Origin of the sequence: Streptomyces sp. NPDC058375, assembly GCF_042723425.1 — a bacterium.
In the GTDB taxonomy this organism is placed as follows: domain Bacteria; phylum Actinomycetota; class Actinomycetes; order Streptomycetales; family Streptomycetaceae; genus Streptomyces; species Streptomyces durocortorensis.
Map to the genome: position 1 here is coordinate 1 of NZ_JBHXJG010000216.1, position 12,460 is coordinate 12,460.

Consider the following 12,460-nt stretch of genomic DNA (forward strand, 5'->3'; position numbering starts at 1 on the left):
GTGCTCAGCGCTTTCGAACACCTTCGGTCAGTTCGCCCGCCAGGGAGCGGACGGCGGCGAGGCCGGCGGTCTCGTCGGGGGCGTCCAGCATGGCCTTGACGAAGGCCGAGCCGACGATGACGCCGTCCGCGAACCCGGCGACCTCGGCGGCCTGCGCCGCGTTGGAGACGCCGAGGCCGACGCAGACCGGCAGGTCGGTGGTGGCGCGGGTGCGCCCCACCAGGTCCTGGGCCTGGGCGCCGACGGAGGCGCGGGTGCCGGTGACGCCCATCAGGGACGCGGCGTAGACGAAGCCGCTCCCGGCCGCCGTGATGGTGGCGAGGCGGGCGTCCTGGCTGCTGGGGGCGACGACGAACACGGTGGCGAGACCGTGCTTGTCGGCGTGCTCGCGCCACAGCGCGGACTCCTGGACCGGCAGGTCGGGCAGGATGCACCCGGCGCCGCCCGCCTCGGCCAGCTCGGCGGTGAAGCGCTCGACGCCGTAGCGGTCGATGGGGTTCCAGTACGTCATGACGAGGATCGGGACGCCGGTGGCCTCGTACGCCTCGCGGACCGTGCGCATCACGTCGGCGATCCGGACGCCGCCGCGCAGGGCGATGTCGTCGGCGGTCTGGATGACCGGCCCGTCGAGGACCGGGTCGCTGTGCGGGAGGCCGACCTCGACGACGTCCGCGCCGCCCGCGACGACGGCCTTGACGGCTTCGATGCCGCCGTCGACGGTCGGGAAGCCCGCCGGGAGGTAGGCGATGAGCGCCGCCCGGTCCGCGGCCTTCGCGGCGGCCAGGGTGGTGTTCAACAGCTCGATGTTGCCGCTCACTTGGCGTCCCCCTCGATCTCGGCGCGGTCGCTGTCGGCGTCCGCCTCGACGACGGCGTCGGTGTCGTAGAGCCCGAAGTAGCGGGCGGCGGTGTCCATGTCCTTGTCACCGCGGCCGGACAGGTTGACGAGGATCAGCCCGTCCTTGCCCAGCTCCTTGCCGAGGTCAAGGGCCCCGGCGAGCGCGTGGGCGCTCTCGATGGCCGGGATGATGCCCTCGGTGCGGGACAGCAGGCGCAGCGCCTGCATGGCCGCGTCGTCGGTGACCGCGCGGTACTCGCCACGCCCGACGTCCTTGAGGTAGGAGTGCTCCGGGCCGATGCCCGGGTAGTCAAGACCGGCGGAGATGGAGTACGGCTCGGTGATCTGGCCCTCGTCGTCCTGGAGGACGTAGGAGCGGGAGCCGTGCAGGATGCCGGGCTCCCCGGCCGTCAGGGTCGCCGCGTGCTCGCCGGTCTCCACGCCGTGTCCGGCGGGCTCGCAGCCGACCAGGCGGACCCCGGCGTCCGGGATGAAGGCGTGGAAGAGGCCGATGGCGTTGGAGCCGCCGCCGACGCAGGCGACCGCCGCGTCCGGGAGGCGGCCGGCGCGCTCCAGGAGCTGGCGGCGGGCCTCGACGCCGATGACCCGGTGGAAGTCGCGGACCATCGCGGGGAAGGGGTGCGGGCCCGCGACCGTGCCGAAGAGGTAGTGCGTGCGGTCCACGTTGGCGACCCAGTCGCGGAACGCCTCGTTGATGGCGTCCTTCAGGGTCCGCGAGCCGGACTTCACGGCGACGACCTCGGCGCCGAGCATCCGCATCCGGGCCACGTTCAGGGCCTGGCGCTCGGTGTCGATCTCGCCCATGTAGATGGTGCAGTCGAGGCCGAAGAGGGCGCAGGCGGTCGCGGTGGCGACGCCGTGCTGGCCGGCCCCGGTCTCGGCGATGACCCGGGTCTTGCCCATGCGCTTGGTGAGGAGTGCCTGGCCCAGCACGTTGTTGATCTTGTGCGAGCCGGTGTGGTTCAGGTCCTCGCGCTTGAGGAAGATCCTCGCCCCGCCCGCGTGCTCGGCGAAGCGCGGGACCTCGGTCAGCGCGCTGGGGCGGCCGGTGTAGTTCACCATCAGCTCGTTGAGCTCGGCGGCGAACGCCGGGTCGGCCTTGGCCTTGTCGTACTCGACGGCGACCTCGTCCACGGCGGCGACGAGCGCCTCCGGGATGAACTTGCCGCCGTACGCGCCGAAATAGCCCTCGGCGCTGGGGATCAGACCCTCGGGGTCCGGAATGAAGAACTCGGACGTCATGCGACGTGCTCCTTGGCATGGCAACGGGTGGGTTCACCGTATGCGCGTAGTGCGGAGCGCCACCGGGACCGGCATGCGGTCACGGCAGTGCGGACGTACGTACGAGAGCGCGGGGGTGCTGCGGTACGTCGGCCGGGGCTCGCCTACGGCGCGGACCCCGGGCGCCATCGCATGCCGTTGACCTGGCCGGGCTCGTCACCGATGACGTACCGCACGCGCCGTCCGTGCACGCGCCGGGCCGGAGCCCGGCAGCCGCGGGGGCGGCAGCCGCGCGCCAGCGGGGCGTGCGGATCCCGGGCCGGAGCCCCGGCCGGGGCGAGGCCCGGTCGGGTGCGGGGCACGGGACGTCCGGTCATGGTCGCTTCGTCCCCGGTCAGCCGCGGCCGTGGCGGAGCGCCGGGTGGGCGCCCGCGGCGACCAGGTCGGCGACGGCGGCGCGCGGATCGCGGCCGGTGACCAGGGACTCGCCGACCAGGACGGCGTCGGCGCCGGCGTTGGCGTACGCGATCAGGTCGTGCGGGCCCCGGACGCCGGACTCGGCGACCTTGACGATGTGGTCGGGGATCTCGGGGGCGACGCGCTCGAAGGTGGAGCGGTCGACCTTGAGGTCCTTCAGGTTGCGCGCGTTGACACCGATGATCTTGGCTCCGGCGTCCACGGCGCGCTCCGCCTCCTCCTCGTCGTGCGCCTCGACGATCGGGGTGAGCCCGATCGACTCGGCGCGCTCGATCAGGGAGACCAGGGCCTCCTGGTCGAGGGCGGCGACGATCAGCAGGGCGAGGTCGGCGCCGTACGCCCGTGCCTCCCACAGCTGGTACGAGGTGACGATGAAGTCCTTGCGGAGGATCGGGGTGTCGACCTTGGCGCGGACGGCCTCCAGGTCGGCGAGCGAGCCGCCGAAGCGGCGCTCCTCGGTGAGGACCGAGATGACGGACGCGCCGCCGGCCTCGTAGTCCGCGGCGAGCGCGGCCGGGTCGGCGATGGCGGCAAGGGCCCCCTTGGAGGGGGACGAGCGCTTGACCTCGCAGATGACGGTCACGCCCTCGCCGCGCAGGGCGGCGACTCCGTCCTTGGCCTGAGGGGCGCGGGCTGCGCGCTCCTTCAGCTCGTCGAGGCTGACGCGCGCCTGCCGCTCCGCGAGGTCGGCGCGAACGCCGTCGATGATCTCGTCGAGCACACTCACGCGAGCGGCCCCCTTCCGGAACGGTGATGAGGGAACAGGATCAGCCATACCGATGGTATCCGCAGGATGCCCCCTGGCTCGCATCCGGCCGCGCCGCGTCCCACTACCTGGGCACTCAGGGGGCCAGCGCCGAGCCGAACGGCAGATTCCGGACGACGGTGAAGACCAGCAGGACGGCGCCCACGCCCCACCACCAGGCGGGTGCCAGGGCGATTCGCAGGGGCTCTCCGCGCCAGGCCCGGACCAGCCGGAGGACCCAGACGGCGGCGAAGAGGAAGTAGCCGGCGGTGGCGATCGCGTTGGCTTCGAGCGCCGCGCCGAGGTCGCCGGTGATGAAGGCGTGGGCGCTGCGGAGGCCGCCGCAGCCGGGGCAGAGCACTCCGGTCAGCTTGAGCAGGGGGCAGACGGGGTAGTGGCCGGGCTCGTTGGGGTCGACGGTGCCGACGTACGCGAAGGCGGCTGTGACGGCGGCGAGGATCCCGAGGGGCGTGCCGAGCCGCCGCACCCGGCCCACCGGACCCACCTGGTCATTCCGGCCCGGCCGGCCCACCTGATCCTTCCGGTCCGGTCGGCCGCCCACCCAGCCCGTCCGGCCTACCGGGCCCACCGGGTCCACCGGGTCCACCGGGTCCACCGGGTCCACCGGGCGGCCTGCCTGGCCGGTCGGGCGGCCCACCCAGCCTGTCCGGCGTTTGAGGACGGAACCGTCGCCTTGGGGGCCGGGCACCGGCGAGGATCCTTCGCCCGAGGGGCCTGTGAGCTCCGGGCCCACCCCGGCAAGGGTTCCGTCCTCAAACGCCGGACGGGCTGACAAGGCGGGGGTACCGGCCTCGGACGCCGGGCGGGCCGGGGTGACGGGGGTTCCGTCCTCAAACGCCGGACGGGCTGACAAGGCGGGGGTGCCCGCCTCGGACGCAGGGCGGGCTGGAGTGGAGCGGGCAGAGGCAGGGGGTGCCAGGTCCGGGGTCGGGCAGACCGTCAGGGGCATGTTCCAGGGGCCGACGCCCTGGGGGTCGGGGTCCGGGGGCTGGGCTGCGGCGGGGGTAGGCGAGTCGTCCACCCGCCGATTGTCCCCCGTCGACGCGAAAAGGCGCAGCCCGGTGGGGCTGCGCCTGTCTGCGTGTCGGTCGCCGGGACGGGCCGGCGCCCGGGTCAGTGGGAGATCTGCGCCTGTCCGGCGCGCTCCCGGGCCGCGATCAGCTCGGCCGACTCCTTCGGCATACCGAGGCCGGCCACCTTCATGGCGAGGCCCACGAGACCGCCGGCGAAGATGACGGCGATGCCGACCCAGAAGCCGAGCGGGTTGGCCGCGACCATGAAGACGCCTGCGACGCAGAAGCCGATGAAAGCAATGATGACACCGGTCCAGGCGGCCGGGGTGTGTCCGTGGCTCGTGCCCGCCATGAGTTGCTCCTCGTTGGTGTTGCGCCGTGGGTGACGCTGTACGTGTGGCCGCCGCCCGGGGACGGCTCGGGTCCATTGTCCCGCACGGGGCGGCGAGAGGTGAGCGTGGGGGTCACGCCTCGCGCGTCGGGTCCTCGCCGCGGTCCAGGGCCTTCCACAGGTCCTCGGGCCGGTCCGGGTCGGGGGCGGTGCGGGGCGCCTTGCCGGGGCGGGGGGTGCCGTCGCGCTCGTACTTTCCGGACATGGCCGGCCAGCGGCTGCCGTAGCGCAGGGCGAGGAGTCCGGCCAGCAGGATCAGCAGGCCGCCGACGGCGGTGACGTAGGGCCAGGCGGTGTGGCTGAGGGCGTGGATGGTGGCCGCCGCGTCGCCGGTGGTCCTGGCGGCCTCCTCGTCGAGGGCCGTGCTGTCGGAGGCCCCGGCCCAGGCGCTGAGGGCGGCTCCGAGGCCGCTGAGGGCCAGGAGCGCGGCGACGATCCGGCGGCCCGCGCCGCGTACGGCGAAGACCGCGACGAGGGCTGCGAGGCCGACGATGGCGAGGGCGGCCGGGACGCCCGTGACGTCCCGGCCGTCGGCGGTCAGCGGCAGCGCGCCGCCGCCGGTGGCCGCCTGGCCCTCGGCCCAGGTCTGTCCGGAGGCGAGGAGGACGACGGTCGCGCCCGCCGCGCCCAGGAGCAGGCCGGCCGCGAGGGAGCGGCGACTCCCCGCGGAGTCGGGCGCGGCGCCGGACGCGGAGTCGGCGGTGCGGGCACGGGGCTGGGGTACGGGAACAGCACTCACGCCCTCCACTATCCCCTACCGCCCCGACGCCCGCGGAGCCGGTCGGCCGTCAGCGGTTCAGCGGTCGTGGAGCCGGTTGGCCGTGTGGACGGCGCGGAGCACGGCGGCCGCCTTGTTGCGGCACTCGGTGTCCTCGGCGACCGGATCGGAGTCGGCGACGACACCCGCTCCGGCCTGCACGTACGCGGTGCCGTCGCGGAGCAGGGCGGTCCGGATGGCGATGGCGGTGTCGGAGTCCCCGGCGAAGTCGAGGTAGCCGACGCAGCCTCCGTACAGTCCGCGGCGGCTCGGCTCCAGCTCCTCGATGATCTGCATGGCGCGGGGCTTGGGGGCGCCGGAGAGGGTGCCCGCGGGGAAGCAGGCGGTGAGCACGTCGAAGGCGGTGCGGTCCTCGGTGACGCGGCCGGTGACGGTAGAGACGATGTGCATCACGTGGGAGTAGCGCTCGATGGACATGAAGTCGACGACCTCGACGCTGCCCGGTTCGCAGACCCGCCCCAGGTCGTTGCGGCCGAGGTCGACGAGCATCAGGTGCTCGGCGCGCTCCTTGGGGTCGGCGAGCAGTTCCTCGGCGAGCGCCTGGTCCTCCTGCGGGGTGGCGCCCCGGTGCCGGGTGCCGGCGATGGGGTGGACCATGGCCCGGCCGTCCTCGACCTTGACGAGGGCCTCGGGGCTGGAGCCGACGACGTCGAACCCGTCGAAGCGGAAGAGGTACATGTACGGGGACGGGTTGGTGGCCCGCAGCACCCGGTAGACGTCCAGGGCGCTCGCCGTACAGGGGGTCTCGAAGCGCTGGGAGGGCACGACCTGGAAGGCCTCGCCCGCCCGGATGCGCTCCTTGATGTCGTCCACGGCCTCCTGGTACGCCTCGCCGCCCCACAGGGCGGTGTACGGCGGCAGCTCGGACGGGGGCAGGACGGCGGGAGCGTTCTCGACCGGGCGGCGCAGGTCCTGCTCCATCGCGTCGAGGCGGGCGACGGCGTCCGCGTGGGCCTCGTCGACGCCGGTGGCGAGGTCGTTGTGGTTGATCGCGTTGGCGATCAGCAGGACGGTGCCGTTCTGGTGGTCGAGGACGGCGAGGTCCGAGGTGAGGAGCATGGTCAGTTCGGGCAGCTTCAGGTCGTCGCCGCCGTGCTCGCCGATCTTCTCCAGGCGGCGCACCACGTCGTAGCCGAGATAGCCGACCATGCCGCCGGTGAACGGCGGGAGGCCCGCGTCGTCGACCAGGTCGCGCGGGGTGTGCAGGGTCTCGACGGTGGCGCGCAGGGCCTCCAGCGGGTCGCCGTCGACCGGGACGCCGACGGGCGGGGTGCCGAGCCAGTGGGCGGCGCCGTCGCGGGCGGTGAGGGTGGCGTCGCTGCGGACGCCGATGAAGGAGTAGCGCGACCAGGTCCGGCCGTTCTCGGCGGACTCCAGCAGGAAGGTGCCGGGGCGCTCGGCGGCGAGCTTGCGGTAGAGGCCGACCGGGGTGTCGCCGTCCGCGAGGAGGCGGCGGCTGACGGGGACGACGCGCCGGTCGACGGCCAGCTTGCGGAAGGTGTCGAGATCCATGGCCGGACCTTAGCTGTCGAGGAGGGTGAGGACGTCGGCGTCGAAGCAGGTGCGGTCGCCGGTGTGGCAGGCGGCGCCGGTCTGGTCCACCTTGACCAGCACGGTGTCGGCGTCGCAGTCCAGCGCGACGGCCTTCACCCGCTGGATGTGGCCGGAGGTGTCGCCCTTGACCCAGTACTCCTGACGGCTGCGCGACCAGTAGGTGGCACGGCCCGTGGTGAGCGTGCGGTGCAGCGCCTCGTCGTCCATCCAGCCGAGCATCAGCACCTCGCCGGTGTCGTACTGCTGGGCGATGGCCGGGACCAGACCGTCGGCGCCGCGCTTGAGGCGGGCGGCGATGGCGGGGTCGAGGCTGCTGGCGGGCGGCGTGGGGCCGGGCGTGCTGCTGGTCATGGCCCCATTGTGCCGTGGTGGCGGCGGCCTTCCGGGCGGACGTCCACTGGGCGGACCCCGGGTGACGGTCGTACGCTGGCGGGCATGTCGACCCATGCGAAGCGTGAACGTCTTCTGCTCGCCGATCTGTTGGAAGCGGCCGGCCCCGAGGCCCTGACCCTGTGCGACGGCTGGAAGACCCGCGACCTGGCCGCCCATGTGGTGGTCCGCGAGCGCCGTGCGGACGCGGCGGGCGGGCTGCTGATCTCCGCCCTGAAGAACCGGCTGGAGCGGGTGCAGGCGGAGTTCGCGGCGAAGCCGTACGAGGAACTGATCCAGCTGATCCGCACCGGTCCGCCACGGTTCTCGCCGATGTCCCTCAAGCAGATCGACGAGGCGGCCAACACGGTGGAGTTCTTCGTCCACGCGGAGGACGTACGCCGGGCCCAGCCGGACTGGTCGCGGCGCGAGCTGGACCCGGTCTTCGCCGATGTGCTCTGGTCGCACACCGAGAAGACCTCCCGGATGCTGGGGCGCAGGTCCCCGGTGGGGCTGGTGCTGCGCCGCCCGGACGGCCAGACGGCGGTGGCCCACAAGGGGGCCCCGGTGGTGACGGTGACCGGGGAGCCCGCCGAGCTGCTGCTGTACGCGTTCGGCCGGCAGGACGCGGCGGACGTGCAGGTGGAGGGCGACCAGGCGGCGGTGGAGCGGCTGAGGACGGCGGAGCTGGGGATGTAGGGCCCGGTGACCCGGGCGACGTAGGGGCCGGTGACCCGGGCGCGAGCCCGGCTGACCCGCGTGACCCGCGCCCGGGTCACCGGGGCAGTTCGGCGCGGCGGAGCGCGGTGAGGGCGAGGCCCAGCACGCCGCCCGTCCCGCACACCGCCGCGCTGACCGCGTACACCGGCCCGGTGCCCCAGAGAGCGATGGCGGCCCCGGTGACGGGGTAGCTCAGCGGGATGAGCGCGTAGGTGAAGAACGTCGATACGGAGGTGACCCGGCCCAGGTACGCGGGGTCGGCGGAGGTCTGGACGAGGGCTCCGCACAGCGCGCCGGCCAGGCCCGCCGTGAGACCGACGAACGCGGCGATCGCGGCGGCGAGGGCCACCGAGGGGACCTGCGCCAGGGCGGCGATGCCCGTGGCGCCGACGAAAGCCGTCAGGCACATCACCAGCCCGGCGCGCGGCACCCGGCCCCGGACGGCGAGGAGGAGGGCGGCCCCGGCCGCCCCGCCGGAGAATCCGGCGACGATCCAGCCCATGCCGGCCGCGCCCCAGCCGCGCTGCTCGGAGAGCAGGATCAGGCCCAGGTTGAGCGGCCCGACGAAGCCGAGCTCGCTGAGGGCGATGACGAGCATGAGCGGGCCGAGCAGGGCGTGGCGACGGATGTACCGGAGCCCGCCGACGAGGTCGTGCCAGGCGCTGGGTGCCTTGTCGGCAGCCGGGGGCGCCGGGACGGTTCCGTTGGGCGTCCTCCCGGCGGCCGATGCCTCACCGGTGGTCTCCGGCTCGGGCAGCGGCCTGATCCGCAGGCGCAGGAGCAGCGGCAGGGACAGGGCGAAGAGCACTCCGGCGGCGGCGAGCGCGAGCGAGGGGCCGCCGGTCGCCACGGCGACCCCGCCCATCGGCGCGCCGATGATCGAGGAGCCGCGCGCGGCCAGTGCGCGCAGGCCCTGGATCCGGGCGAGCTGGCCCGGGGCGCTGATCCGGGGCGGCAGTGCTCCGACGGCGGGCAGGAACAGGGCGTCGACCGTGCCGAAGAGCAGGGCCACGCCCACCAGGACGCCCACAGTGGGCGCGGTGAGCGCCAGCGTGGCGGCGAGGCCGAGGACGAGGAGCGCGCGGGCGGCGTCGCTGCCGATGACGACGCGGCGGGGCCCGAACCGGTCGGCGAGCACTCCCCCGCCGAGCATCAGGAGCGCGCGGGGTATGGAGCCGACGGCGAGGACCAGGCCGGTGCCCGAGGCGCTGCCGGTGCGGGCGGCGGCCCAGGCAAGGGCCATGAAGTAGATGCTGTCGCCGATCATCGACGCGGTGTACGCGCCGAGCCAGCGCAGGACGTTCGGGTCGCGGTGCGCGGGGCGTTCGGGGGCTTCCACGGCAGCGGTGACGGTCATGGGCCGGGTCCTTCCGGGGGTGGGCAGCGGCGCAGGGCTCAGGGGCGGAAGGGGAACCCGTACGTGTGCAGGGCGACGCTCTCCCGGCCCTCCGTGTCGCCGGCCTCCTCGCGGGCGCGGCCCGCTTCCTCGTAACGGTCGATCAGCGCGCCCATCTCCTGGCTGAGGGCGGCCAGTTCCGCCGCGTTGAGCCTCAGGAGGTTCTCCGAGCTCCAGGAGGCGCTGCGCCACTCCGCGTCCCAGGTGTGCCGTGCGCTCTGGTGGGCCCGGTAGAGCTCGACGTGCTGGTCGAAGGACATGCGGCTGGCGGCGGCGTAGACGGCCGCCCTGTCCGGCGCGTCGTCGAAGTCCGCGTCGTTGTAGGTCAGCCCTCGGGAGGACGGCTGCCACCAGCGTTCCCGGCCGTCGGTGCCCTGTCCCTCGGCCGGTTCGATCAGTCCGTGGTCGGCGAGCTTGCGCAGGTGGTAGCTGACGAGGGAGACCGCCTCGTCGACCTGGTCGGCGAGCTGGGACGCGGTGGCGGTGCGCTTGATGTGCAGGGCGCGGTAGAGCTTCAGGCGCAGGGGGTGGCCGATTGCCTTGAGGGTGTCGAGGTCGGAGATGCGGCGGCGTTCTTCACTGGGCATGACACGACCGTAGATGCACAGGAAAAGTTGCGCAACAAGAATTGCGCAATATTTGTTGCGGAGATTTCGGGGTGGCGGGCCGGGTTGTCGGCGGTCGGGTGTCTCAGGTGCCGAGCAGCCGCCGCGCCGCCAGGGCGAGCGAGACCTCGACCGCATCCCGGGGGCGGGTGAGGCAGCGGCCGGTGAGCTGTTCGAAGCGGCGGAGGCGGTTGAGGACGGTGTTGCGGTGGCAGTAGAGCCGGGCGCCCGCCCGCTGCGCCGAGCCGTCCGCGTCCAGCCACGCGGTGAGGGTCTCCACGATGACGTCGCGGTCGGCCGGGTCCAGCCGGTCCAGCGGGCCCAGCACCCGGTCGGCGAGCGCACCGGCGAGTGCCGGGGAGGACACGACCAGGGCGTCCGGGAGGTGCTCGTCGAGCAGGACGGTGCCGCCGGACGCGGGGCAGGCGCGCAGTGCGGTCTCCGCCAACCGCCGGGCGTCGCCGAGGGCGGCCAGGCCCTCGACGGCGGAGCCGATCCCGGCCCGGGTTCCGGCCGGTACGTCCAGCTTGGCGGCGATCTCGCCCAGTTCGCCGGGCGGGCCCGCCAGCGGCAGGATCGCGAACTCGGCCTCCGGGCCCGGGTGCCAGAGGACCGGCGCGTCCGGGTCGGCGGCGGGCAGCACCACCGGCGGGCGGACGGTGGACCCCGGCCCGTGCTGGGCGGGTCCTGCGCCACTCGCGGCGGCGGCCCCTGCACCACTTGCGACGGCGAGCCCTGCCCCACTCACGACGGCGGGTCCTGCCCCAGTCGCGACGGCCGGGCCTGCTCCGCTCCGGTGGGCCGTGGCCACCGCGAGCACGGCGTACCGGCCCTGTTCCGGCAGCCCCAGCATCGCGGCCGCCTCGGCGAGGTCCGCGATCCGGGCGGTGCCGTCCAGCAGGGCGGCGACCATGAGCCGCTGCCGGTTCTCGCGCCGCCAGGACAGCCGCCGCTCGGCCTGCCGGTAGGCGTCCGCGACGACCCCGCAGTGCTCGTCGACGAAGTTCCACACATCGGCGGCGACATGGACGAGCAGCCGTACGTCGTCGGGGTCGCGCCGGGCGGTCTCGTCCACGAGGTCCTGCCAGACCATCGCGCCGCCCATCCGGAAGGCGTGCAGGACGGCGTCGAGCGGCACGCCCTGCTCGGCGCGGATCTCGCCGATCCAGCGGGAGGTGCGGTGGGCGGACTCCCGGAACTCGCGGGGCTGGATCAGGGAGCCGACGTTGTGCCGCAGCGAGTGGTGGACCTCACGCCAGACCTCGGCCCGGTCGGACTCGATCGCCGCCCGGTAGCCGGGCTCCTGGGCGTACAGGGCCTCGACGAGCCGGTCGGTGAGAGCCGGCAGCGAGGCGACGAGGACCCGGGCGGCCCGGTGCAGCACGTCGACGGCCTCGCGGTCGGCCAGGGACCGGAAGCGGTCCGGCAACGGCGGTACCGGCGACGGGCCGTGCAGCGCCCCGATCCGCGAACGTACGACCTGTGGCATGGCGGCCTCCACCGGGATTCGACCCGCCGCGCGAGCGGCGGGCCCGGCGCCCCCGGCCCGGCGGGGCGCGAGCGCGGCGACACGATCCTGACGCCCGCAGAATGGCATACCGCCCGGTCGGTACCTAGAGGTCTGCGCGGAACTCGTCATCACGGTCTCGCAACCTCCGGCCCTAGGGGTCAGGGGCTCAGCAGCCGGGCCAGTTCGGTGCGGGAGCGGATGCCCAGGGCGGCGAAGACGTTACGGAGGTGGTGGTCGACCGTGCGTGGGCTGAGGGAGAGCCGCAGCGCCACCTCGCGGTTGGTGGCCCCCTCGGCGACGCAGCGGGCGATGCGCTGCTGCTGGGGGGTGAGCGCCGCCAGCGGGTCGCCCGCCGCGTCGGGCCTGACCCCGGCCGGCTCCCCCGCCGCCCGCAGCTCCCCGGCGGCCCGGTCCGCCCAGGCGCGGGCCGAGCAGCGCTGGAAGGCGACCAAGGCGTCGCGCAACGGGCCGCGGGCCTCGCGGGTACGCCGCCGGCGGCGCAGCCACTGCCCGTACAGCAGCCGGGTCCGGGCCCGTTCGAAGTCGCCGCCCGCCCGTTCGTGGTGGGCCAGGGCCTCGGCGTAGCGGGCGTCGGCCTGGTCGGCGGGGGCCAGGAGGGCACGGCAGCGGGCCAGTTGGGCGGGGGCGCCGGGGTCGGCGGTCCGGTCGGCCCAGGAGGCGAACTCGGCTACGGCGGCGTGGAGTTCGCGGGACTCATCGGGCAGCCGGCCGCCCAGCACGGCGGCCTCGACCCAGTAGGGGACGGCGAGCATCCGGGCGGCGAAGTGGCCCCGGCCCGGGC

At 74.5% G+C, this 12,460-nt stretch carries 14 protein-coding genes; 1 reads left to right on the forward strand and 13 read right to left on the reverse strand.

Going from position 1 to position 12,460, the window contains the following annotated elements:
- Positions 1-4: 4 nt before the first annotated feature.
- The 9 genes from trpA to hisI all read right to left on the reverse strand — a co-directional run bounded on the left by trpA (position 5) and on the right by hisI (position 7,409).
- Positions 5-817 carry a tryptophan synthase subunit alpha gene (trpA, locus tag ACFWM7_RS27260; protein WP_383265190.1) on the reverse strand — a complete coding sequence of 271 codons (813 nt, stop codon included), beginning with the start codon at positions 815-817 and terminating at the stop codon, positions 5-7.
- Positions 814-2,100 carry a tryptophan synthase subunit beta gene (gene trpB, locus ACFWM7_RS27265; RefSeq protein WP_355060135.1) on the reverse strand — a complete coding sequence of 429 codons (1,287 nt, stop codon included), beginning with the start codon at positions 2,098-2,100 and terminating at the stop codon, positions 814-816. The genes trpA and trpB overlap by 4 nt, the downstream gene beginning before the upstream one ends.
- Positions 2,101-2,243: 143 nt before the next feature.
- Positions 2,244-2,456 (reverse strand): tryptophan biosynthesis modulator TrpM, encoded by a 213-nt coding sequence (trpM, locus tag ACFWM7_RS27270; protein WP_383265193.1) that lies wholly within the window; start codon positions 2,454-2,456, stop codon positions 2,244-2,246.
- Positions 2,457-2,473: 17 nt separating this feature from the next.
- Complete coding sequence (trpC, locus tag ACFWM7_RS27275) at positions 2,474-3,283, reverse strand: indole-3-glycerol phosphate synthase TrpC (RefSeq protein ID WP_030805722.1); 810 nt, start codon at positions 3,281-3,283, stop codon at positions 2,474-2,476.
- A 115-nt stretch (positions 3,284-3,398) separates the two neighbouring features.
- The gene (locus ACFWM7_RS27280; protein ID WP_383265219.1) at positions 3,399-3,833 is read right to left on the reverse strand and encodes a DUF2752 domain-containing protein; all 435 of its coding nucleotides are present in this window, start codon (positions 3,831-3,833) and stop codon (positions 3,399-3,401) included.
- A 602-nt stretch (positions 3,834-4,435) separates the two neighbouring features.
- Positions 4,436-4,687, reverse strand: a complete 252-nt coding sequence (locus tag ACFWM7_RS27285; RefSeq protein ID WP_383265196.1) for an HGxxPAAW family protein — start codon at positions 4,685-4,687, stop codon at positions 4,436-4,438.
- Between the two features lie 112 nt (positions 4,688-4,799).
- Entirely contained in the window at positions 4,800-5,474 is a 675-nt protein-coding gene (locus tag ACFWM7_RS27290; RefSeq protein WP_383265199.1) for a TIGR02234 family membrane protein, read from the reverse strand.
- Positions 5,475-5,522: 48 nt separating this feature from the next.
- The gene (locus ACFWM7_RS27295; RefSeq protein ID WP_383265202.1) at positions 5,523-7,016 is read right to left on the reverse strand and encodes an anthranilate synthase component I; all 1,494 of its coding nucleotides are present in this window, start codon (positions 7,014-7,016) and stop codon (positions 5,523-5,525) included.
- Between the two features lie 9 nt (positions 7,017-7,025).
- Complete coding sequence (gene hisI, locus ACFWM7_RS27300; protein WP_317822002.1) at positions 7,026-7,409, reverse strand: phosphoribosyl-AMP cyclohydrolase; 384 nt, start codon at positions 7,407-7,409, stop codon at positions 7,026-7,028.
- Positions 7,410-7,493: 84 nt separating this feature from the next.
- Between hisI and ACFWM7_RS27305 the strand changes: the two genes are divergently transcribed.
- Positions 7,494-8,126 (forward strand): TIGR03085 family metal-binding protein, encoded by a 633-nt coding sequence (locus ACFWM7_RS27305; RefSeq protein ID WP_383265204.1) that lies wholly within the window; start codon positions 7,494-7,496, stop codon positions 8,124-8,126.
- 76 nt (positions 8,127-8,202) lie between these two features.
- Here the strand turns inward: ACFWM7_RS27305 and ACFWM7_RS27310 are convergent, their stop codons facing one another.
- The 4 genes from ACFWM7_RS27310 to ACFWM7_RS27325 form a co-directional block, all read right to left on the reverse strand.
- Complete coding sequence (locus ACFWM7_RS27310) at positions 8,203-9,504, reverse strand: MFS transporter (protein WP_383265207.1); 1,302 nt, start codon at positions 9,502-9,504, stop codon at positions 8,203-8,205.
- Positions 9,505-9,542: 38 nt separating this feature from the next.
- Positions 9,543-10,130 carry an ArsR/SmtB family transcription factor gene (locus ACFWM7_RS27315; protein ID WP_383265210.1) on the reverse strand — a complete coding sequence of 196 codons (588 nt, stop codon included), beginning with the start codon at positions 10,128-10,130 and terminating at the stop codon, positions 9,543-9,545.
- 103 nt (positions 10,131-10,233) lie between these two features.
- Positions 10,234-11,637 carry a PucR family transcriptional regulator gene (locus ACFWM7_RS27320; RefSeq protein ID WP_383265213.1) on the reverse strand — a complete coding sequence of 468 codons (1,404 nt, stop codon included), beginning with the start codon at positions 11,635-11,637 and terminating at the stop codon, positions 10,234-10,236.
- A gap of 179 nt (positions 11,638-11,816) precedes the next feature.
- A partial coding sequence (locus tag ACFWM7_RS27325; RefSeq protein WP_383265216.1) for a LuxR C-terminal-related transcriptional regulator occupies positions 11,817-12,460 on the reverse strand: 644 nt, incomplete at its 5' end.

Excerpts from the sequence above, each read along its gene's own strand:
- trpB (WP_355060135.1), bottom strand. The coding sequence starts at position 2,100 with ATGACGTCCGAGTTCTTCATTCCGGACCCCGAGGGTCTGATCCCCAGC.
- trpM (WP_383265193.1), bottom strand. The coding sequence starts at position 2,456 with ATGACCGGACGTCCCGTGCCCCGCACCCGACCGGGCCTCGCCCCGGCC.
- ACFWM7_RS27285 (WP_383265196.1), bottom strand. The coding sequence starts at position 4,687 with ATGGCGGGCACGAGCCACGGACACACCCCGGCCGCCTGGACCGGTGTC.
- ACFWM7_RS27295 (WP_383265202.1), bottom strand. The coding sequence starts at position 7,016 with ATGGATCTCGACACCTTCCGCAAGCTGGCCGTCGACCGGCGCGTCGTC.
- hisI (WP_317822002.1), bottom strand. The coding sequence starts at position 7,409 with ATGACCAGCAGCACGCCCGGCCCCACGCCGCCCGCCAGCAGCCTCGAC.
- ACFWM7_RS27305 (WP_383265204.1), top strand. The coding sequence starts at position 7,494 with ATGTCGACCCATGCGAAGCGTGAACGTCTTCTGCTCGCCGATCTGTTG.
- ACFWM7_RS27310 (WP_383265207.1), bottom strand. The coding sequence starts at position 9,504 with ATGACCGTCACCGCTGCCGTGGAAGCCCCCGAACGCCCCGCGCACCGC.
- ACFWM7_RS27315 (WP_383265210.1), bottom strand. The coding sequence starts at position 10,130 with ATGCCCAGTGAAGAACGCCGCCGCATCTCCGACCTCGACACCCTCAAG.
- ACFWM7_RS27320 (WP_383265213.1), bottom strand. The coding sequence starts at position 11,637 with ATGCCACAGGTCGTACGTTCGCGGATCGGGGCGCTGCACGGCCCGTCG.